Source organism: Bacteroides sp., assembly GCF_029057325.1.
Classification (GTDB): domain Bacteria; phylum Bacteroidota; class Bacteroidia; order Bacteroidales; family Bacteroidaceae; genus Bacteroides.
In genome coordinates, this window is record NZ_JAICZW010000166.1 from 1 (window position 1) to 21,718 (window position 21,718).

Annotated in this window: 22 protein-coding genes, 1 tRNA gene and 1 riboswitch; of the genes, 8 read left to right on the forward strand and 15 right to left on the reverse strand. The window is 44.8% G+C overall.

The genetic code is table 11. The annotated features are described in order from the left end of the window. Positions 1 to 325 precede the first annotated feature (325 nt). The 3 genes from K2G43_RS11125 to K2G43_RS11135 all read left to right on the forward strand — a co-directional run bounded on the left by K2G43_RS11125 (position 326) and on the right by K2G43_RS11135 (position 2,578). Positions 326 to 1,477 carry a DUF4369 domain-containing protein gene (locus K2G43_RS11125; RefSeq protein WP_297642344.1) on the forward strand — a complete coding sequence of 384 codons (1,152 nt, stop codon included), beginning with the start codon at positions 326 to 328 and terminating at the stop codon, positions 1,475 to 1,477. A gap of 189 nt (positions 1,478 to 1,666) precedes the next feature. Then, positions 1,667 to 2,131: a transcription elongation factor GreA gene (gene greA / locus K2G43_RS11130; RefSeq protein ID WP_297642342.1), complete on the forward strand. Its 465-nt coding sequence runs from the start codon at positions 1,667 to 1,669 to the stop codon at positions 2,129 to 2,131. Between the two features lie 54 nt (positions 2,132 to 2,185). Then, entirely contained in the window at positions 2,186 to 2,578 is a 393-nt protein-coding gene (locus K2G43_RS11135) for an HIT family protein (RefSeq protein WP_300155162.1), read from the forward strand. Between the two features lie 91 nt (positions 2,579 to 2,669). Here the strand turns inward: K2G43_RS11135 and K2G43_RS11140 are convergent, their stop codons facing one another. After that, positions 2,670 to 3,755 (reverse strand): mannose-1-phosphate guanylyltransferase, encoded by a 1,086-nt coding sequence (locus K2G43_RS11140; protein WP_300155165.1) that lies wholly within the window; start codon positions 3,753 to 3,755, stop codon positions 2,670 to 2,672. Between the two features lie 157 nt (positions 3,756 to 3,912). Here K2G43_RS11140 and K2G43_RS11145 point away from each other — a divergent pair. After that, positions 3,913 to 3,996 (forward strand) — tRNA-Leu (locus tag K2G43_RS11145). Between the two features lie 272 nt (positions 3,997 to 4,268). Here the strand turns inward: K2G43_RS11145 and K2G43_RS11150 are convergent. From K2G43_RS11150 to K2G43_RS11175, 7 genes are all read right to left on the reverse strand, one after another. Next, positions 4,269 to 5,366 carry a hypothetical protein gene (locus K2G43_RS11150; RefSeq protein ID WP_300155168.1) on the reverse strand — a complete coding sequence of 366 codons (1,098 nt, stop codon included), beginning with the start codon at positions 5,364 to 5,366 and terminating at the stop codon, positions 4,269 to 4,271. Positions 5,367 to 5,368: 2 nt separating this feature from the next. Further along, positions 5,369 to 5,722, reverse strand: coding sequence for a SprT-like domain-containing protein (locus K2G43_RS13530; protein WP_366525047.1), 354 nt, complete (start codon positions 5,720 to 5,722; stop codon positions 5,369 to 5,371). A 61-nt stretch (positions 5,723 to 5,783) separates the two neighbouring features. Then, positions 5,784 to 6,338 carry a hypothetical protein gene (locus tag K2G43_RS11155; RefSeq protein WP_300155169.1) on the reverse strand — a complete coding sequence of 185 codons (555 nt, stop codon included), beginning with the start codon at positions 6,336 to 6,338 and terminating at the stop codon, positions 5,784 to 5,786. Then, a complete protein-coding gene (locus tag K2G43_RS11160) occupies positions 6,304 to 6,693 on the reverse strand; it encodes a hypothetical protein (protein ID WP_300155172.1) in 390 nt (129 codons plus the stop codon). Before K2G43_RS11160 ends, K2G43_RS11155 begins: the two co-directional genes overlap by 35 nt. Positions 6,694 to 6,841: 148 nt before the next feature. Then, positions 6,842 to 7,660 (reverse strand): NADAR family protein, encoded by an 819-nt coding sequence (locus tag K2G43_RS11165; RefSeq protein ID WP_300155175.1) that lies wholly within the window; start codon positions 7,658 to 7,660, stop codon positions 6,842 to 6,844. Continuing rightward, positions 7,659 to 7,760: riboswitch (SAM-I-IV-variant riboswitch) on the reverse strand. It overlaps the preceding gene by 2 nt. A 393-nt stretch (positions 7,761 to 8,153) precedes the next feature. Further along, positions 8,154 to 10,238, reverse strand: coding sequence for a hypothetical protein (locus K2G43_RS11170; RefSeq protein WP_300155178.1), 2,085 nt, complete (start codon positions 10,236 to 10,238; stop codon positions 8,154 to 8,156). 8 nt (positions 10,239 to 10,246) lie between these two features. Next, entirely contained in the window at positions 10,247 to 11,770 is a 1,524-nt protein-coding gene (locus K2G43_RS11175) for a helicase-related protein (RefSeq protein ID WP_300155289.1), read from the reverse strand. Positions 11,771 to 12,257: 487 nt separating this feature from the next. Here K2G43_RS11175 and K2G43_RS11180 point away from each other — a divergent pair, with 487 nt between their 5' ends. Next, complete coding sequence (locus K2G43_RS11180) at positions 12,258 to 13,067, forward strand: Fic family protein (RefSeq protein ID WP_300155181.1); 810 nt, start codon at positions 12,258 to 12,260, stop codon at positions 13,065 to 13,067. 409 nt (positions 13,068 to 13,476) lie between these two features. Here K2G43_RS11180 and K2G43_RS11185 read toward each other — a convergent pair whose 3' ends face one another. The 7 genes from K2G43_RS11185 to K2G43_RS11215 all read right to left on the reverse strand — a co-directional run bounded on the left by K2G43_RS11185 (position 13,477) and on the right by K2G43_RS11215 (position 19,360). Continuing rightward, entirely contained in the window at positions 13,477 to 14,877 is a 1,401-nt protein-coding gene (locus K2G43_RS11185; RefSeq protein WP_300155183.1) for an alkaline phosphatase, read from the reverse strand. Between the two features lie 233 nt (positions 14,878 to 15,110). Beyond that, positions 15,111 to 15,686 (reverse strand): 6-bladed beta-propeller, encoded by a 576-nt coding sequence (locus tag K2G43_RS11190; RefSeq protein ID WP_300155185.1) that lies wholly within the window; start codon positions 15,684 to 15,686, stop codon positions 15,111 to 15,113. A gap of 19 nt (positions 15,687 to 15,705) precedes the next feature. After that, positions 15,706 to 16,140 (reverse strand): 6-bladed beta-propeller, encoded by a 435-nt coding sequence (locus tag K2G43_RS11195; RefSeq protein ID WP_300155188.1) that lies wholly within the window; start codon positions 16,138 to 16,140, stop codon positions 15,706 to 15,708. A gap of 125 nt (positions 16,141 to 16,265) precedes the next feature. Then, positions 16,266 to 17,462: an acetate kinase gene (locus K2G43_RS11200; protein ID WP_300155191.1), complete on the reverse strand. Its 1,197-nt coding sequence runs from the start codon at positions 17,460 to 17,462 to the stop codon at positions 16,266 to 16,268. A gap of 20 nt (positions 17,463 to 17,482) precedes the next feature. After that, complete coding sequence (gene pta / locus K2G43_RS11205; RefSeq protein WP_300155194.1) at positions 17,483 to 18,502, reverse strand: phosphate acetyltransferase; 1,020 nt, start codon at positions 18,500 to 18,502, stop codon at positions 17,483 to 17,485. Positions 18,503 to 18,694: 192 nt separating this feature from the next. Then, complete coding sequence (locus tag K2G43_RS11210) at positions 18,695 to 19,039, reverse strand: HigA family addiction module antitoxin (protein WP_300155197.1); 345 nt, start codon at positions 19,037 to 19,039, stop codon at positions 18,695 to 18,697. 6 nt (positions 19,040 to 19,045) lie between these two features. Further along, on the reverse strand, positions 19,046 to 19,360 hold the full coding sequence (locus K2G43_RS11215; RefSeq protein WP_300155200.1) for a type II toxin-antitoxin system RelE/ParE family toxin: 315 nt from the start codon (positions 19,358 to 19,360) through the stop codon (positions 19,046 to 19,048). Between the two features lie 158 nt (positions 19,361 to 19,518). Between K2G43_RS11215 and K2G43_RS11220 the strand changes: the two genes are divergently transcribed. From K2G43_RS11220 to K2G43_RS11230, 3 genes are all read left to right on the forward strand, one after another. Then, positions 19,519 to 19,857 carry a CidA/LrgA family protein gene (locus tag K2G43_RS11220; RefSeq protein WP_300155203.1) on the forward strand — a complete coding sequence of 113 codons (339 nt, stop codon included), beginning with the start codon at positions 19,519 to 19,521 and terminating at the stop codon, positions 19,855 to 19,857. Next, on the forward strand, positions 19,854 to 20,549 hold the full coding sequence (locus tag K2G43_RS11225) for an LrgB family protein (RefSeq protein ID WP_300155206.1): 696 nt from the start codon (positions 19,854 to 19,856) through the stop codon (positions 20,547 to 20,549). Before K2G43_RS11220 ends, K2G43_RS11225 begins: the two co-directional genes overlap by 4 nt. 125 nt (positions 20,550 to 20,674) lie before the next feature. Next, complete coding sequence (locus K2G43_RS11230; RefSeq protein ID WP_300155209.1) at positions 20,675 to 21,589, forward strand: phosphatidylglycerol lysyltransferase domain-containing protein; 915 nt, start codon at positions 20,675 to 20,677, stop codon at positions 21,587 to 21,589. Positions 21,590 to 21,718 lie beyond the last annotated feature (129 nt).

Genomic DNA, 21,718 nt, shown 5'->3' on the forward strand with positions numbered 1-21,718 from the left:
ATGGTGTTGCCCATGCGAAGCATTACAGAACCGTCTGCCTGTTTTGCCAGCTTTCCCGTTTCGAGCGTGATGGTTCTTCCATCAGGAAGCTCGATTGTCTTAACAATTGGGTTAATCATAAAAAATACTTTATATCTAATTTCTTTCAAAAATCGTGCAAAGATAACTAATTTATTCGTCTAAGATGGTGGGAATGAGATAAAAAGTTTGTATTTAGGCGTTTTTTGCTGTTTTCTATGCGTAAGAAGCAGGAAAAATGCTTTGACTAAACTTGAAAAGGCGTATATTTGCAGGCGACTTTGAAAAATAAAACTAAAGATACGATATGAAAAAAGTCTTTTTGATGGCACTTGCGGCAATTGCTTTGAGTGCTTGTAATTCCGAACCGAAATTCAAGGTGGAAGGTGAGGTGTCCGGTGCCGATGGCAAAATGCTCTATTTGGAGGCCTCGGCATTGGAAGGTATTGTTCTGTTGGATTCCGTAAAGCTGAAAGGGGACGGCTCTTTCGCCTTTAAGCAGGCGCGTCCGTCATCGCCCGAATTTTACCGCTTGCGAGTGGATGACAAAGTCATTAATTTCTCCATTGATTCTACGGAGACAGTTTCGGTGAAGGCACCATACGCCGACTTCGCTACAGCCTATACGGTGGAAGGATCGGTCAATAGCTCAAAGATGAAAGAGCTGACAATGAAGCAGATGAAGCTTCAGGCCGATGTGAACAGCTTGTTGCAGGAAATGCAGGCGCACAAGCTGGGGGTTGATGTCTTTAATGACAGCCTTGCCGTCTTGCTGAAGAATTACAAGGATGAGGTGAAAATCGGCTACATCTTTGCCGCTCCTAACACGGCTGCCGCTTATTTCGCTTTGTTCCAGAAGCTGAACAACTACCTGATTTTCGACCCGCTGAACAGCAAGGATGATATCAAATGCTTTGCGGCGGTGGCAACCACCCTGAACAATACCTATCCGCATGCCGACCGTTCCAAGAACCTTTATAATATCGTAATAAAAGGTATGAAAAATACCCGTACTCCGCAACAGAGGGTATTGGAAATTCCTGAGGAGTCCATTAGCGAGACGGGTGTGATTGACATCAACCTGCGTGATATGAAAGGCAATACGCATAAGTTGAGCGAGCTGAAAGGAAAGGCGGTCATCGTGGACTTTACCATTTATCAGAGTGCCGTTTCTGCCGCACATAACTATATGTTGCGCGACTTGTACGATAAATATGCCGACCGCGGGTTGGAAATTTATCAGGTTTCACTGGATGCAGACGAACATTACTGGAAAACGATTGCCGACAACCTGCCGTGGATTTGTGTGCGCGATGGCAATGGTATCTATTCATCTGTTGCGGCTCTTTATAATGTACAAAATGTTCCTACCTTGTTTTTGGTCAACAAGAACAATGAGTTGAGCGACCGTGGTGAGAACATCAAAGACTTGGAAACAGCTGTGAAAGCATTACTCTAATTTGTTATAAATTAGAAGTTAACGTTTAAATATGTTGCAAAGCAGTTCTTTTTGCTTGACACGCATTGTGTAAAACGCTATCTTTGCGAGGAAATTAAAAAAAGAGGGTTCCAGCATACTGACCTATGTTGGAATTCTTTTTTGTTTTATAGCATCATTCATAAATTTTATAATAAGGAGGAAAAACGTATGGCTTATATGTCAGAAGAGGGCTACAAGAAATTGTTGGCCGATCTGAAGCAGTTGGAGACGGTGGAACGTCCCAAAATCTCAGCGGCGATTGCCGAGGCTCGCGATAAGGGCGACTTGTCGGAAAATGCAGAGTATGATGCAGCCAAGGAGGCTCAAGGCATGCTTGAGATGAAAATCAATAACTTGAAGTTGACCATCGCCGATGCCAAGATTATTGATGAGTCTAAGTTGAAAACTGATTCAGTACAGATTCTTAATAAGGTGGAACTGAAGAACGTGAAGAACGGCATGAAGATGGTTTATACCATTGTGTCGGAAAGCGAAGCCAACCTGAAGGAGGGCAAGATTTCAGTGAATACCCCGATTGCGCAAGGCTTGCTTGGCAAGAAAGTGGGTGACGTTGCGGAAATCAAAGTTCCGCAAGGCATCATTAACTTAGAGATAGTGAATATATCATTTTGATGGAAGGCAGGTCCGCGTGCGGGCTTGCCTTATTTTTATAATTTAGTAATAGTTATGGCAACAATATTCAGCAGAATTATAGCAGGTGAGATTCCTTGCTACAAGGTGGCGGAGGATGATAAGTTCTTTGCGTTTCTCGACATCAATCCGTTGGTGAAGGGGCATACGTTGGTCGTACCCAAGCAGGAAGTGGATTATGTCTTCGATTTGGATGACGAGGATTTGGCGGCGATGCATGTGTTCGCCAAGAAAGTAGCGCTTGCCATCGGAAAGGCTTTCCCGTGCCGGAAGGTTGGAGAAGCGGTGCTGGGACTTGAAGTGCCCCACGCCCACATTCATCTGGTTCCTATGCAGAACGAGAAAGACATGCTTTTCTCCAATCCCAAACTGAAACTGACGGATGAAGAGTTCAAGGCTGTGGCGGAAGCCATTCGCGCAGCACTTTAATTGTTTATATTCCTCCTCTAGATAAACGATGGCGGGAGTCGGATGCATCCGACTCCCGCCATTTTATTGCGGCATCAGCCAAACTTTCAAATTAAATGAAATCTTCTCCCATTTTTATCTGCGCATCGTTGACATACTTGCGGATAGTATGTTCTTCATCCTTCTTGCAAATCAGCAACACGTTGTTCGATTCGGCAATAAGGTATCCTTCCAGTCCATCAATGACGGCAAGTTTGTTTTCTGGTAGTACCACGATGTTGTTTTTGCTGTTGTAGATAAGTGATTTGCACTTCAAGGCAACATTACCGGCTTCGTCTTTCGGCGATAGGTCGTACAGCGACCCCCATGTGCCTAAATCCGACCAACCGAAATCACCCAATGATACATAGACGTTGTCGGCCTTTTCCATGATGCCGAAGTCGATGGATACGTTGGGGCAGGCGGGGAAATTCTCGTTGATGAATTGTTTCTCTTGCGGTGTTCCATAGAAATCTTTGCCCGGTGCCAGTTTGGATGCCAATTCGGGCAACAACGTCTCACCCGCCTTGATGATGGTGTTTACGTTCCACATGAACAGACCGGAGTTCCAATAGAACTCGCCGCTTTCTACAAACACTTTTGCCAGTTCCAGTTCCGGCTTTTCGGTAAAAGTCTTTACCTTATAGAAGTTGTTTCCGATGTTCTCTGCAATCTGTATGTAGCCATAGCCGGTCTCCGGACGATTGGGCTTGATACCAAGGGTCAGCAGTTTATCAGATTGGGAGACAAATTCCAGTCCTTTTTCTATGGCTTCCAGAAATTCTCCTTCTTTTAGAATCAGATGATCCGAAGGAGCCACAACGATGTTGGCGTTCGGATTCAGGGCACGGATGTGATAGGCGGCCCATGCGATGCAGGGAGCTGTGTTCCGGCGTGTCGGTTCCAGCAGGATTTGTTCCGGTTTGAGCTCAGGCAGTTGTTCCGCTACCAGACTTGCATACAAGTCGTTTGTCACAATCAGAATATTTTCGGTAGGAATCACTTTCTTGAAGCGGTCGAACGTTTGTTGCAATAAAGAGCGTCCCGTGCCGAAGAAATCCAGGAACTGCTTGGGAAGGGTCTTGCGGCTGAACGGCCAGAAACGGCTTCCGATTCCTCCCCCCATGATTACGCAGAAATTATCTTTATTGGTTACCATAATGTTTAATTTTTAAGTTTCTGCTAATGTACTGCATATTTTACAAAGATTGAATGCTTTCAGTATATTTTCTTATTTTTTTTGTCTTTTTCTTGCAAAACTATTGCAGGTTTAGAAAAAAGCCGTATCTTTGCAACGCATTTGAGAAATCAAACATGCCCAGATGGCGGAATCGGTAGACGCGCTGGTCTCAAACACCAGTGGATTCACTTCCATCCCGGTTCGACCCCGGGTCTGGGTACTGAAGCGGAGAAAGTTGAAAAACTCTCTCCGCTTTTCTTTTTTACTCCTCGTAACTCGTAGGTTTGCTGATAGATTTGGCTCATGTTTGGTAAGTATATATTTGGCCCTTGCGAGCAGCTGTTTAACGCCATTAACAATGTCCTCATTGAGCTTATGATAAAGCCACGATTTATCCTTATGTAAAGCTGCCACAACTATACCAAGCAAACAATTTTCTAATTACTCATTTGATTTTTAATTAATAGTTATATAATAGACTAATGTTTGTATTTAGAATTCTTCGCTTCCGACAAATTCTGCAATTTCAGATAAAATACTATCTAAAATGCTATAAGATAAATATGTATGGACTTCCGCTAGTTTAGGAATCAACATAGAAATATGGTCGTTTGCAAAACTATCCAAACTCCATTTAAGCTGTTCTATCTCTTTCTTATTGACGGTCAGTAAAGGTTGGTACTCTTTATTCAACAACTCACCTTTGCGTAGTTTTTCTTTTAGTTCGCTATTAACTCTGTCAAGTTCTTCTCTTCTTTTTTGCAATTTTTCTCTCCGAAGTATGTATTCTTTATAAAAAGAAAATATTTCGTTCTGCTTAAGTTGGAATAAAGCAAAATGCCACTCTTTCTGATACCTCTCACATCCCGCATTCTGATGTTTATACTTTTCCTTTAAATCCTGAAGCTGTGCATTCAACAGGTTGACTTGGGCCTGATGATGAAACTCTTTAATACTTTTCGCATAATCTTCCGTTGTTGTTTCTCGTTGTAGAATGTCAATCGCTTCGGGCAAAGTGTAAGCCTGATACAGCTTTTTCGGTTCATGGTAATCAGCCAATATGTCGACAAACCTCGACCATAATTTGCCAAAGAAAGACACTTTTTCCTCCTCTATCCTGCCATCTTCATATACCTTGGCGCAACAGTTCGCTCCACTGAGCGGACTACCAGACACAAACCATATCAACGACATTGTATCATCCTCACTAAACAAAACTGAATAAGGAGCGTTCAACCACCACTCTATATAAACACCTATTGTTGCTGTGGCGAACGCACCAGAGTAAGCCAAACCGTTTCTGACGTGTACGGGTGTAAGTAACATTCGGCTGTCATTTTGAATACGTTTCCTATTGGCCAAGAGGAGGAAGGCATTGTCGGTAAACAATTTCCGCAAGGCAAGTTTTTCTTCATCTACCATTTGGGGCTTATTAGGTCTCTTGTGTATGCTGAAGTATTCTCCCGTCTTGTCCAGCATAAAAGTTTCTGTTTTTGTTTCTTCTATCACATCTTGTTTAGGATAGCCTTGGATAATACGGTCGTCTTGCAGTCTTATACCGTTTTCTATTATGCTGTTGTTCTCGTTCATATTTATTCCTCCATTGGGATTTGGGCTATTTTCAGGTTATATTTTTTGTTCAATCTCCATCTTACATAGCAAAAACGTATGCCGTGCGGGAACAGCGTATATTTGCATCCATGCAAGATCTCGTAGACATATTGATGTGTCATCTCGTGAATCAAGACGTTTTTCAGGGTTTCATCCGTCCACTTGGTATATTTGCTCATCCATATCTCACATCGGTCTTTCTTCGTGTGGCAACTACCATAAGGCAACTTTGCCGTAATAAATTTGAAAACAGGCGTTTTCAAACGTCTCTTGAAATATAACTGATTGTATGTTTCAAAACGCTTTCTCAAACCCTCTTTGGTTATTTGTATCATAGCTATTTCTTATAAATATTCGATAATTCAAGATCTCGGTATTCCATAGAAAACATAAAGTTTAGTTACACATATTACCATAATCAGGTATAATAACGTCCTTACCACTATTGTATTTCAAAGCGACTTGTGTCGCCTCATTATTGTGATTCCACATATCCCCCTCCCATTCATAGTTGCACAACACCCTGAAATATTCTTGTGCTAACGGAACATCCTTTTCGAGCCTCTGAATGAAGTTCACTATATCCTTATCATTCGTACATCGAATGCAAGGATATCCAAGACATAGGAAATACACGGCCAGGCATTCCCTAATCTTAGTCCAATTAACTTTGCTGCTGTCACAAAACCTTTCCCAGTCGCTTAACAGATCGCATTCCAAGGATATGGACTTTACAGCGGAGTTGTCTTTTTCACAATCCACCTTCAAATAAAGATACATCTGCTTGAAGGTGAACAGCTTTTTCAAGAGGAAACTTTTCAAGGGCGAAGGCGACAAATAAGGCAGATAGTAATTGGTCAACGTTTTATTCATTGGATTGAGATCCTGCATGTCATAATCGTCTGCGTCCCAAAACCTATCCTTCACGCTTTTCTTCAGTATTGCTTTCATATCTTTCACGTTTGGGGTTAATAAATTCTTCTTCAATAAGCCTGATGGACGTTTCCAATACAGATGGAGAAAGGGATAGAGGCTTAATATCATATTTGTCCAACAAGTCATAAAAATATTGAGACGCATCCTTATCCAACATCTTTTCATAGAAGTCAAGCAAAGGCATTTCCGCCCCATTCGCTTCTTCCATGAGTGCCTGAGTCTCAGTTTTCAACATCCGTATCTTTTGCTTGTACTGGTACCATTCATCCCATAGCTTTTTATAATTGTCATAATCCCAAAGGATATCTTGGTATTGCTCATAAAGCCTACCCAATTCAAATGTTGCTCTGCTTTTTACGTTTTCTACCATAAGTTCTTTGTTTTTGTAAAAATATTCCGCTTTAGTCAATCCCTTGTAGGTTTTCTCCATCGTAGCCATATAAACGGAAGGGACAATTACCCTGCAAGTTCCCTCTGCCTAAGCCATATCCCTCTACCTATAGCTAATCTTGAAACTTTCAATCCTCAACATATTCTTCATTTTCAAAGGTTACTAATTCGCCGAACAGATATATCTTCTTTGCCCGTAACAGTTCAAAGTCAATCGGTGGAAGAACATGGTTCTCCAATGCGACTTTACACATCATCAGTATCTTGCCCATATTGTTTTCCCCGACAAAACAACCGACATCCGTTATTTTTCCGCATTCCTCTGATATAAGCAAATTCAAATCTTTCTTCTTCATCGTAGGGTATAGTGCGCACAGTTCTTTTTTCTTCTGTCTACGGACTTGCCTTAACTCTTTATTCTTTGCACCCCATACAGAAGATGTAGCCCCATGATTGGCCGTACTGTCTTCTATGATTACTGCATTGTCAGGAATGGAAAGGAGCAAATTCCGAAAGTCTGAATTCCCAATGCACTTCTGCCAAACCACATACTGCATCCATTGCAGACGGACTTCTGTCCAATCTTGTCTGATAAGTTCTATGTTTTTGCGTTTGATTACTTTTTTGGCCAGAAACGGATTGGGCTCTTCCGCCAAACTATGCTGTATGGCTTGATTTAAGGTCGAATCGGAAGAGAATTCTCCGCAAAGGTAAGCTGCTTCACTGGTGCGGAAGATGTGTCCGTTGAGGCTGAAAGAATAGCCTTTGCAAAGATTACCCAAGCTGAGGGTGATTCCATTACGCATATCCGTTGCCTTGCAGAATCCCCAACAGTTCAGTTTGCCCGCATTGTATGTCTCCATACGCCCAAGCACAATACCCTCAAAAAGTGATTGATAAGAAAAATCGTGGCGACTGCCACTTGTAATGATGTTACGGTCATCCATATTGTTTTATTTTAGATTAGACAATCCACATCACTTTACCACCGTGGCTACAATATCCAAAGCTCGGTTGGTGCGTACTGAAACGCTCTTGATGCTTTTCAAGATACAAATATAGCCTCGTGGTAAGGTTGTTTCCTAATTTTTGGACATAATTTTTGTTAACGAATAGAGTTAACATCGTGCAAGTCAGTAGACATATTCAATTATACATTGAATGGATTTCCCCGATATTTGTCGTTATAATATTCAGCATAGTTCATTTGGACAATATTACCATTTTTATCACGAAGATATTCTATATCAAACCGATTCAAGTTATTCTTATAATCGCTTTTGACAAGATTATTCTCCCTGAAATCTATCTATTTATTGAGGGGTAAATATTGAAAATTAGTTATTTATGCCCATGATTCATTGTTGACTCAGTATAATCTTCGTTTGCCATTGAAGTTATCTCCAACGGCTATCGCCGTATATATTCATTTGTCGGGCATTATTTCTTGGTTACGATATGCCATGGATTATGTTGGGTCTTGGAAACTAAATCAAACAGAATCAGTTTACGCCCGTATCCAGTTGCAGATTCTTGTCCTACCAAAGAATAGTTACTACACAACACCTCATCCAAGAAGCGGATTTCACCATTATTTTCTGTAAACAATAGAATCCGTTTTGAATTATCCCTGATAGCCTTGTTTGTTGGTCCAAAGTCTTGGTCGAATCTTGCATCTTTCCCTTCTCCTATGATTTGATAATGCAGGTTGACGCTTCGTTTGTAGTCTATACAAACGATATTTGACGAATTGAGCAAGATGGCAAGAATGTCTTTCTTTAAGAGATAGTTCCTTTTTCGGAATGCCTCTCCGACTTTCCAAACATCCCCTGTCCCCAACCAATAATCTTTCCCGTCAAGCTGGAAGTAAATTTTATTTCCTTTGCCAATATCAAACACTTGTACTCGGGTTTCATAGGCGACTTCGTTAGAAGTGCTTTCCTTGATTATCGTTTGCTCGTTTGCGGAAACGCTATCCTGTTTCTTCTCTTTTCTCAAAGAAATCTGCCTATCAAGTTCTTCTGCAAACTGCTCTTCCAATACATTCTTCATGTCAACTTTGAAGGTCTTGGCAGGCAGTCGCAGTCGCTTCAAGGTATCATTTCCTTTGTTATACGCTTTGCAATAGATTACCTTATGGGCTTTGTTGGGCATGTATCGTGTAATTACAAGAGCATTCCTGTCCCTGACAATCCAGCAAATGTGTTCTCCCGCTGAAACCATGTTATAATTCCTGCCGCAAATCAGATATCGGTCTTTGGCTATGTGGACACGTTCTATGGTTGTGCAGTATTCTATATGGTCAGGCCATTCATTCGGATATTCTAACTGCTGCTCGAAGGCCTTTGGCATATCTGTCACCAAAGCGTCCTTTTCTTGAATTGTTGCGCTTGTTGAGGATTCTATGGCGTAAGGCTGTTTACTGTTCTCATGCCCGACAATGGATGATTCAGACTGCGTCCATTCACCTTGAGCATATAGAGCTTTGGAACGGGTTGCTAATAGTTCAAACCATTCACGTATATATTCTCCAATCTCATCAACAGATATTTTGCAATCTTTACCTTGACCTGTATCTACCAGCAAATAAGCCTCATTGTCCGATTCATAAAGTCGGATGTTTTTCCAATGAATGCAGAGTTGCATGCCGTTGTTCCCGTCAAATATTTGCCATGCCTTATTTGATGCAACTTGATAGAATATGTAAGCACCGTGGAAGCGGAAATTGCAAGTTGTCCATTGATTGTTATATAGTTCTTTCCGATTCCGAATAATGCACCAAGCTTCTTCTTTGTGGACATAGAAAACATTGTTCGCTGCGTCATATACAGGCTTGCTGTCATAATAACCTATTGGCCTTAGATTGGTATCGCATACAAACAGTTCAAATAAATCTTTCCATCGCAATTTCCCGACAAAGAATTCTGGCATGATTTCTTCAATGAAATCGTATTTGTCATTTAGATAGGTCACTTTGTGTAAGTTCTCATCATATTTCCTGATATTGCAACTACCGTCAGCCCCATATATGATAAAGTAGCTTCTGTTGAGTTTCCGACCCAATGCTTCACCGTCTTTCAGGTTGTAACCTTTCTCTATGGCCCAAGCAGGTTTGCGCCTTTGCGCATCATAATACAGCCACTTGCCGCCATACGTCTTGACAGGGCGCATCCCATTGTGTTCCTCGCCTACATACTGAAAAGCATATCTTTCCATATCCCCGTCATCATAGAGGATATGGGCATATTCCTCATCGCTTCTGTAAGCTACAAAGGACAGTGTTTCTTCTGAATAGGAATCTACCTTACGGAAAGTCTGTGCATTCCTGCAAACGGAGGCTTTTAAGGCAAATATGTTTTTCTCCGAATTGTACAAATAGAACACATCCATGTCCTCATCTTCCCATAGCAGATAATAATTGCTTTTATCGGCAAGTCTCTCAATCCTGAAAAAACTCTTTTCCAGAAGAATACCGTTGCAATCCAACATATAGCGTCCGTCTGAAGTTGTTCTGATTCCGACCATGGCGATTATTATTTTGTTCTGATTTCAAATTCTGTATTCTCTGTGGCTTCTATGCGGTTTATAGGAACATCTATTTCCAACTTCCCGTTTAGCAACACATTATATGTGTCTTTTTCGTTACCATTTCCTACAAGCAGACATTTCTGTTTCACGTCCACATCAGGGTCATCAGCGTGTTCTGACAGATAAAAGATTTCCGTGCCCATTTTGAATCTGTGTTCCAATCCCAAATCCTGATAGTTTGTGTCTGCTTCACTGTTCATGATGCTCTGGCATAAAGTCTCTATGGCCTCGATGGTTGCTTGGTTTATTTCAGGACATATATTATGCACAATGACATCCTTATGTCTGCTGAGATACGCAAACATATCCTTCAACAACGCATCATCCATAATCCTACTGGTGATATTTAATGCGTTTGCATCATAAATTGCTACGAATCTGTCATCTCTTTGCAAAATGTCATTACCGTTAAACAGTTTACCTTCTATATAATTAATATCATTTCGGTCAAGCGCATTTCGGCTCAGGAATGTTTCAAACAGGATTTGGACGATATTGCTTTTATTTACCCCTTTCGTATTCAAGCACGGGTGGAAGAAAATTGTACCTGTCGTATAGAACACGGGTAATCTGAATACGTCCTCATAACGATGGTATTCCCAGTTCCTATTCTTTTTTTCGTAATAGCCATAGATATTACAATGCTCTCTTACACGTAAATTGTATATTTTCGTGTCCCCATAATAAATGCCCTTGTTATTGTAGTCCTTGTTATTGAAATTGGGAATGATATATTTACGTTTGTAGGGTTTTGTCGACAGATAATTGTTGTACTCTCTTTTTACATAAATTTCCCTTTTAGAAAGATTCGGGCACACAACCCTTTCCCTGATTTTCTCGCCTTTGTACATCGTATTCCTTACGGCTTGTTTATAGCCTTCCGTTCCCAGTTGTTCACGGGAAATCTGTTCTTGGGGTATCGGTTTCCTTTCGTCTCTTGCTGCAACGATGTCATATTGCTTATCCCAAAAACGCAACGGATAGGCAAAGTGTGGCGCATCACATCTCATGTTATCATAGCCTTGAGACGTTTGTCCTGTCAATATATTCAGGCAAAGTTTGACGAAAGACGGCGGGAAACAACCTCCGTCATCAAATTTCTGAACTTGCCCCATGTTCCCCTTCCATTGCGCATATTCGCATTTGTCATGTTCCCCAACATGGCATAACGCCTGTATATTCTGTACGTTCTCATCTTCCAGATACAAAGCCGGCTCATAGTTGGGCAAGACCTTATCCATGTCGTAATCAAATTCATCAAACAATAGTTGGGAAGCAAAAGAATCGGTACGCACAATAATCACATAACTCTTGTCGCAACCAAAACGGCCTATACGTCCAATCCGTTGTTGGTAACTATTCTTGTCGTGGGGCATATCAGCGATAATGGCGATATTCAGGCCATCAATGTCAATGCCTATTTCCAAAGCACTGGTGCTGACAATGCCTTTGAAGTCGCCGCTGTGCAGCTTTTATAATTGTTATGATGGTTATTTATTTCTGTGCTTAATCATATAGTATGCCCCTTTTGCGTAATCCATAGCACTGAATGTATTGGCCTTTTATACTCTTTTATATGTAAGGGTACATATAAATGCCAAGAGGGGGCGTTTCTCTGCCATTCCGATTATACGTTGAATTTTCGAGGTTCACCACAAACGAAATGAAGCCAAACGCTTCCAATACTATGTCTGCCAAAAGCCTAAAGAGGCTAATGACGTGCCAAAGATACAAGAAACGCTTTATATACAGGCGGATTTTTCTGAAAATAGTTGCAGCATTGATATTTTCTATTATAAGGAAGAAATCAAGGCTGCTTTCATTCTATACTATAGAAACTTTTCCCACACTTTCTCCACAAACGTAAAAAATATAGTAGTAAGTCGTTATTTCCTTTGGTTACGCAATGCAAATACACTACCTTTGAAAAAAATAAATCCAATTAAATAAAAATCAATGGAACAAGGTGTTTGGCAAGAGATTGAACAGTTATACCAGAAGTTTCAGCAACTTGGTATTAGTGAAGCGGTGGACTATGAGAAGTACTACCTTTATTCTCTTATTACCCATTCTACAGCGATTGAGGGTTCAACACTTACCGAAGCGGAGGCGCAAATGCTTTTCGATGAAGGCTTGACCGCTAAAGGGAAACCTTTGGTGTATCATTTGATGAATGAGGACTTAAAGAAAGCGTATGAGTTTGCCAAAGAGGAAGCCAAATGTAAGAAGCCAATTAATTCAGCGTTTTTGCAAAAGCTGAATTCGACATTAATGCGTACGACAGGCAGTATTTATAACGTTATGGGTGGCTCTTTTGATTCTTCCAAAGGTGAATTTCGCTTGTGTGGCGTGACGGCTGGTATTGGTGGACGTTCTTATATGAGTTCTCAAAAAGTCCCTGCCAAAGTAGAGGAACTTTGCGCTTTATTACAGGAAAAGCAGAAGGCTGTGGGAACATTCCGAGAACAATACGAATTAAGTTTCAATGCCCATTTTAACTTAGTGACCATTCATCCGTGGGTAGATGGTAACGGAAGAACTGCACGGCTGTTGATGAATTACATTCAGTTTTGCTACAACCTTTTTCCAACTAAGATATTCAAGGAAGATAGAGAAGAGTATATTTCCGCCTTACGACTATCGCAGGAAGAAGAGGTTAATCAGCCTTTCTTGAACTTTATGGCTGGTCAGTTAAAGAAATCCCTCTCATTGGAGATTGAACGGTTTAATGCTTCGCAGAAAAAAAAATTTAGTTTTATGTTTTAGTTGCTACCTGATAATGAAAGATAAGATTGTAGATATAGAAGGGAAGAAATTTTTGGCTCATCCGGAATTTGGAGTGATAATTGGGCTTTCAGCCCGCTAATGATAGAAAGCGTCATTGTGCGCTGTCACTTCAAATATCGGATGAACCGAAAATAAGGCTCTATTTTGCAATGCCGTAATTACTATAGCCTATTGCAAATTGCAAAACAATGGGCCAGCAAATATTCTCGGTTAGTATTCCTTTCCTCTAAGCATACAAAGTAGCCAATCTGAACATGAAGAACTTTATACTCCTCTCAACAGACTTCTAAACGCCTTTATTTTTGCATTGAAAGATTCCTCTGCCATCAAAAAAAGAGAGGGAGCACGGCCCCCTCTCATGATTTTAAACAAAATCGGAACTTATTCTTTATTTGTATCCCGCAGCCTTCGCAATGCGTTGCGGAATCTCGGTGTTATCCATCTTGCCGATGAACAATTTGGAGCCTGCGCCTATCGCAAATACAGGTACATAGCCTGCTGTGTGGTTGCCGCTTGTCCAGCCCACCATCGCTGCCTGGCTCATCACCTTCTTGGCGGCAACGGCCAGCGGTTCGGTCTTGGCGTAGAGGCTCTCTTCGAACACGACGTGCTTGTTTACAAAGGATTCTTCGTAGGCATCGCGCAGCATCTTTTCTTGTTCCCATGTCACGGGCACCTCTTTCCAGAAGCCCATCTTTTCGCCCAGAAATTCCTTTATCTCTTCCCAGTTAATTACTTTGCGCATCTTGCGGAGGTCGGTGATGGAACGTGAGAGGAGGTCTTGAGAGTTTTGCTGTTTCTTCAGAAACTTTAGTTGCAGTTCATACTTGGCGGTGCCAAGGCCCAGACCGCCGGTCTCGTGGTCGGCAGTGACAACAATCAGGGTTTCTTTGGGGTGCTTCTTGTAGAATTCGTAGGCCACTTTGATGGCATTGTCCATATCTACAACTTCCTCGAAGACGGTGGCGGGGTCGTTGCCGTGGCAAGCCCAGTCAATCTTTCCGCCTTCGACCATCAGGAAGAAGCCTTTGTCCTTGCCTTTGGTCAGGAAGGAGATGGCGCTCTCGGTGATTTCGGCCAGAGTCAGGTCGCCTTCTTTGCGGTCGATGGCGTAGGGCAGGCACGAGGGGTCGGCATCTTCTTTCTGGATGAGAATCATCTTGCCGGCTTGGGAGGCCTTTGCCTTGTACTCGTCTAGGCCGCGGGCGATGATGTAGCCTGCTTCTTCAAAGGTGGGGAAGATGCTCGGGGCTTCCTTCTTGTCGGCGGTAGTGGTCGGTTTCAGGAAGCCGCCGCCTGCGTAGAAGTCGAAGCCTGCTTTCGGCAGGTCGAGGGCTATCTCGTAGTACATATTACGGTTGGGCTGGTGGGCGTAGAAGGCTGCCGGGGTGGCATGGTCCACGCTGACGCTGGTGGTTACGCCCACCTTCTTGCCTGCCTGCTTCGCCTTTTCGGCAACGGAGCGGAGCACGTTTTTCTCATCGTCCATGCCGATGGCGCCGTTATAGGTTTTTCCTCCGGTGGCGAGGGCTGTTCCGGCGGCGGAGGAGTCGGTCACCGAATTGGTGGTAGAGAAGGTTGTCGCCATGCTTGCCACCGGGAAGGTGGTGAACAGCAGGGGCTTCACGCCGATGCGTCCTTCTTGTTCGGCCAGATACATTTCCGTACCGTTCACTTGGTTTACTCCCATTCCATCGCCGATGAAATAGAACACATACTTTGCCTGCTGGGCATAGGTCACGCCGGTTGCCAGCAATGCAAAAAGCAATACATACATGAATCGTTTCATAAATCTTTTTATTTAAATTATTCCTGTTTGCTCTAAAAAGGGCGTAGCAAAGGTAAGTTTTTTGCGACATTCTGTAATAAAAATACTGTTAAAAAAGAAAAGCCGGAGGGCAGGATTTACCGCCTCCGGCTTTCTATTTCAGTTCATCAAAAAGAGATGGAACTGTGATTGCAGGTTCCTCACCGCCCTATTTGGGGGAGGAATATGCATCCTTAATGCTTCAAATATAGAATCTACAACACCGGATTTTGCTTTTCGTTTTCAGATTCACACCAGAATACAAAAGTATCACCTTCGGACATCGATGTTTTACCCGTACATTGCACACCGTCCAAGTCATTTTTTAATGATTTCCCAATGTAGTATTTCTGTGTCTTCTTTGAATACAAGAAGCATCTGACATCCGCAACGGCACTCCAATAGGTAGCATAAATCCAATCCTTACTCTCTATGTATTCGGTACGCAGAAAGTCTTCCATGTGTTGCAATGATACATCTTCCTTATAAACATGCTTCAAGTCTGGCTTTATATGGAAAGCGTAGTTTGTCTCCAAATTCTGTCCATCAAAGCAGTAGGATGTATTGTCAAAATTAGGAGCCATAAAGTAAACCTTGTTTGAAACAGCGCACAATTCCCAATTTGAATCTATATATACCAAATGATTGGGATTTCGCTCTACCAGCTTCTTGATAACCCTAGCTGAATCGTCCACATAATATATCCCCGCTTTTGGCGAATCTACCCCCGCCAATGAAACAACGAAACCTCCCGAAGGAATCAGTTTAAAGTCTGAAGCATCAACTTCCAACTCGACTTTTTTCTTAAAATCACCCGAGAGAGAATAGAATAGAAGAGAATAGAAGAGAACGAGTCCACATATCCAAGACCACTATCTGGTGATTCACACTGTCATACTCAAATTGGCATATATTGTGATACTCACCTGGAGCGTCTCCATGATGATAGATGTGATTCAAGTATTTACCCTCCTTTGAGAATATCCAAACGGTTTGCATGTTCTCGTCAAAGACAAAAATAAATTCCTCACTTATCTGTACATCCGTAATACTACTTATCAAACATGCACTTGTAGTTTCTAAAGGGATATATTTCAGTGAATCTACAAATTGAGAATAGACAATAGCCTCGTCAGCCTCATCCATCAAGTCAGGAGCGATTTCTTTTTTGTAAGACTCATAGGTACATGAACCAAAAAGCAGAGTCAGGATTACTCCTAACTCTGCCAAAATTAAAGATTTCATTCTCATAAAATCATAATTCGAATGATGTATTTATGCCATCAATTACATTCTTCCCCAATACTGTTTCGTTTACACTCATCAGTAGGTCGAGCCTTAATTATCTTGTTGTTAAAGATAATTACATTTTACTTCTTCAAGATATCCATCGTATCCGAAGCAATCATCAGCTCTTCGTCGGTGGGGATAACCACTACCTTCACTTTGGAGTCGTCGGTAGAGATAACCATCTCCTCGCCGCGGACCTTGTTCTTCTCGGCATCCAGCTTCACGCCCATGAACTCCAGTCCTTCGCAGGCACCCCAGCGGGCGCTTGCCTGGTTCTCGCCGACACCGCCGGTGAAGACTATGATGTCCACGCCACCCAATGCGGCAGCGTAGGAGCCGATGTATTTCTTGATGCGGTAGAAGTACATGTCTTCGGCCAGGATGGCTCTCTCGTTGCCGGCAGCCACGGCATTCTCCAGGTCGCGCATGTCGCTGGATTCACCGAAGATGCCCAGCACACCGCTCTTCTTGTTCAGGAGGTTGGAGATGCCTGTGGCATCCAGACCTTCCTTCTCCATGATGAAGGAAACGGCACCGCCGTCGATGTCACCGCTGCGGGTACCCATCATCAAGCCTTCGAGCGGAGTCAGACCCATGCTGGTGTCCATGCACTTGCCGTCTTTGATGGCGGAGATGGAACCGCCGTTGCCAATGTGGCAGGTGATGATTTTCTTTCCTTCCGGCTCTATGCCCAGAAACTCGCAGACACGCTTCGATACGTAGCGGTGGGAAGTTCCGTGGAAGCCGTAGCGGCGCACGCCGTATTTCTCGTACAGCTCGTAGGGAACGGCATACATATAGGCATGCTTCGGCATGGTTTGATGGAAGGCGGTGTCGAACACGCCAATCTGCGGCACGTCGGGCAGGATGGCGGAGATGGCGTTCACGCCTTTCAGGTTGGCGGGGTTGTGGAGCGGAGCCAGGTCATTGCAAGCTGTAAAGGCTTCCAACACTTCCGGAGTCAGCAATACAGATTGGCTGAACTTCTCGCCTCCGTGCACCATGCGGTGGCCTACGGCGTTGATTTCTTCCAATGACTTGACAACGCCATATTCGGCGCTGGTCAGGGTGTTCAGGATGAACTCCACGCCCACGGTGTGTTCGGGGATGTCCTTCTCCAGAATCTTCTTCTCGCCGTTGGGCAGGGTGAGTTTCAGGAAAGAGTCTTTCAGACCGATTTTCTCGATGCCGCCTTGGGCGATGACTTCTTTCGTGTCCATGTCAAACAGCTTGTATTTGATGGACGAGCTTCCGCAATTCAATACTAAAATTTTCATACTTATATCAGATTTAATGGTTATTCAGCAAGTTTTTTGGCAGCAATGGCCTGGTTGGCGGTGATGGCAATCATGCGATATACATCTTCGATGGAGCAGCCGCGCGAGAGGTCGTTCACCGGACGGGCGATACCCTGCAAGATGGGGCCTACGGCATCGGCATGTCCCAGACGCTGTACCAGCTTGTAGGAGATGTTGCCCACCTCGAGGCTGGGAACCACCAGCACGTTGGCATGTCCGGCGATGGAAGAGCCCGGAGCCTTGCTTGCGCCCACTTCGGGCACCAGGGCGGCGTCGGCCTGCAACTCACCGTCGATGGCGATGTCGGGAGCCATCTCCTTGGCAATCTTCAATGCCTCTACCACTTTGTCCACCACTTCGTGTTTGGCCGATCCTTTGGTAGAGAAGCTCAACATGGCCACTTTGGGATCGATTCCGGCAACAGCCTGGGCTGTGCGGGCCGTACATACGGCAATCTGTGCCAGCTGCGAGGCATCGGGCACCGGAGTCACGGCCACGTCACCCATCACGAGGACACCGTTCTTGCCATATTCGGGCGCATGGGTCAGCAGCAGCATGGCGCCGGAGACACAAGTAATGCCCGGAGAGGTCTTGATAATCTGCAAAGCGGGGCGAAGCACGTTGCCCGTCGTGTTGCGTGCACCGGCCAGCTGTCCGTCGGCATCGCCGTTCTTGATGATGAGGCAACCCAGATAGAGCGGGTCAACCACCAGTTTGCGTGCCTCTTCGATGGTCATGCCCTTCTTCTTGCGCAGTTCGCACAGCAGTTGTGCATATTCCTCTTTCTTCGGATGGTTTTCGGGGTCGATGATGGTTGCCTTGTTGATATTTCCCAGTCCCCACTCTTTGGCACAGGCCTCTATTTCGGCGGGATTTCCCAGGATAATCAGGTCGGCCACTCCGTCGGTCAAGATCTGGTTGGCAGCCTTCAGTGTGCGTTCTTCCGTACCTTCGGGAAGAACGATGCGTTGGCGGTTCGCTTTGGCGCGCTCAACGATTTCGTTAATCAATCTTTGCATGATATATCTGTTTTTTAGGATGATAATCTGATGTATATGTAATTTACGCTACAAAAGTACGCAATTTTGCAATATCTACATTGCAACTGCTTCTCTTTTTATAGACCGATTCGGCTTTTTGTAATATTTAACGCAGAAAGGAAAAGGCGGCGGGCACCGCTGTCACGCCTGTGTCTTGTTCGGCTTGAAACCCTAAAGGATAGCGGCAATCTTGCGAATGTTATCCAAACGCTGCATGAACGACTTATCTTTTTGAGCCATACGCACATTGTATCTCATTTGAAGACGCATTAAGGGTTCCGCTTCTACCCCCAATGCCGCCTCAAACATCATTGCGGTTTTCTCGGTGATGGGACGACGCGCATTCAAAATCTCGTTTAACACAGAATAGCCTATACCCATTTGTTCCGCCAACTTGCGTTGGGAAATCCCCCTGTATTCTATTTCCTCTTTCAATATTTCCCCCGGATGCGTAGGGAATGCGGGTTCAAGGTTGTTTGCAATCATATTAGGGTCAACGCCCGGTATTGTTATCATAAGCTATCATTTATAATGGTTTGACAAATCTGTTATCCGGCATATAGTGGCAACGGTCTCCCCGTCTTTAGTATATTCTTTAAATTCAATGCGATACTGGTCGTTCACTCTTACTGATGAAAGTCCTGTTTTATCATCTTTCAGTCTCTCATAATTCAACGCATTGTAGCGCATAAGCCCTAAAACATTCGACGTATCACGCATCAAATCTATCACACGAATATACTTCCGTATGATTTGAGGCTGAAAGCGATGTTTTTCATCCGTTCTCCCCGTATCGTACATTTCCCGAAGATAGTCTTCTTGGAAAATAATCTCCATATCTGTCTCTTTTTCCCGCAAAGATAAAGACTTTCTTTGGAAGTTCGCAAAAAATGCGAACGTTTAATATAATTCCTCCTCTTTCCCTATCCAACCTATCCAATGATTTTCTACCTTTGCCGCGTTTTCAACATACAAACAATAGGTATAATAAACGTATGATTCGTCAATGCGCCATCCTCTTCGGATGTCTTGCCCTGGGTGAACTGGTGGTTCACCTCACGGGCATCAAGCTGCCTTCCAGCATCATCGGCATGCTGCTCCTCACCCTCTTCCTGAAGCTGGGCTGGATAAAGTTGCACTGGGTGCAAGGCATGTCCGACTTCCTTGTAGCCAATCTGGGATTCTTCTTCGTTCCCCCCGGCGTGGCGCTGATGCTCTATTTCGACATCATCGCCGCCGAGTTCTGGCCCATAGTCATCTCCTCCATAGTCAGCACCCTGCTGGTGATTGTCGTCACCGGATGGGTTCACCAATTAACACGTCGTCTGAAATGAACTTCTTAGAAAACGAATTCTTCCTGCTTGCCGTCACCTTCGGCGTCTTCTTCCTGGCCAAACTGTTGCAGAAGAAGACAGGCATCCTGCTGCTGAACCCCATCCTGCTGACCATCGCCCTGCTCATCCTCTTCCTGAAAACGGCAGGTATCAGCTACGACACCTACAACGAGGGCGGACGGCTGATAGAGTTCTGGCTCAAGCCCGCCGTGGTGGCACTGGGCGTGCCTCTCTACCTCCAACTGGAGACCATCAAGAAACAGCTGCTGCCCATCATCCTCTCCCAGCTGGCGGGGTGTGTGGTGGGCGTTGTCTCCGTGGTGCTGATAGCCAAGCTGATGGGGGCGCCGGACGAAATCATCTTCTCACTGGCACCGAAGTCGGTCACCACTCCCATCGCCATGGAGGTGGCCCGGCCGTTGGGAGGCATCCCTTCGCTCACAGCCGCCGTGGTGGTGAGCGTAGGTCTGCTGGGAGGCATCCTCGGATTCAAGACTATGAAGCTGACCCGTATAGACAGCCCCATGGCACAAGGCCTCTCGCTGGGTGCAGCCGCCCATGCCGTGGGCACCTCCACGGCGATGGATGTGAGCCGCAAATACGGCGCGTTCGCCAGCCTGGGCCTGACGCTGAACGGCATCTTCACCGCCCTGCTGACACCCACCATCCTGCGATTGCTGGGGCTGATTTAACAAAAACGCTCCGGAGTTGTTATAGAGGTGAAGGAGTTATTCGGGAGTTAAAAGCCAATAGTCCCACTTGCGCAAGTCGGAGTATCGGCCTCTAACTCTTTCTAACTCCCTTTAAAAAACAAAGTATGATTACATTCAAAGACGTCACATTAGAAGACCGGGAACTCATCACCCGCTATACCTTGGACAGCCCGCGGAGGAACTGCGACCTGTCGTTCTCCAACCTGTGCAGCTGGAGGTTTCTGTACAATACGAAGTTTGCCGTCATGGACGGTTTCCTGCTTCTGAAGTTCTGGGCAGACGGGGAACTGGTCTATATGATGCCGATAGGCACTGGCGACCTGAAGAAGGCGCTGGAAGTCCTGATGGCCGACGCGCGCCGCGAAGGGCAGCCCTTCTGCCTGCTGGGCATCTGCGAGGGTATGTGCTCGGAACTGGAAGCCATCATGCCCGGCAGGTTCCGTTTCACGGCCGACCGCGACTATGCCGACTACCTCTACCTGCGCAGCGACCTCGCCACCCTCGCCGGGAAGAAGTTGCAGGCAAAGCGGAACCACGTCAACAAGTTCAGGCGCACCTACCACTACGAGTACACCTCCATCACCCCCGACCGCATCGCCGAGTGTCTGGAACTGGAAGCCCGGTGGTGCCGAGCCAACCACTGCGACCAGCACGAGGGCACGGGCAACGAGCGCCGTGCCCTGGTCTATGCCCTCCATCACTTTGAGGAGCTGGGACTGACCGGAGGCATCCTGCACGTGGACGGGCAGATTGCCGCCTTCACCTTCGGCATGCCCATCAACCGCGACACCTTCGGCATCCATGTGGAGAAGGCCGATACCGAGATTGACGGTGCCTACGCCATGATAAACTACGAGTTCGCCAACCACATCCCCGAACAATATCTCTACATCAACCGCGAAGAAGACTTGGGAATCGAAGGCCTGCGCCGGGCAAAGCTCTCTTACCAGCCCGCCGTCATTCTGGAGAAGTACATGGCCTGCCTGAAAGAAGAACCGGTAGGTGAAATCAAGTGGTGACGGTAAGAAAACCCGTTTCCCCGCTTGAAAAGAGGATAAACACAGCCTGAAAACTTCATCTCGCGCCGCGAGATATACATCTCGTGTGCCGGGATGTACATCTCAGCTGCTGAGATATACATCCCGGCT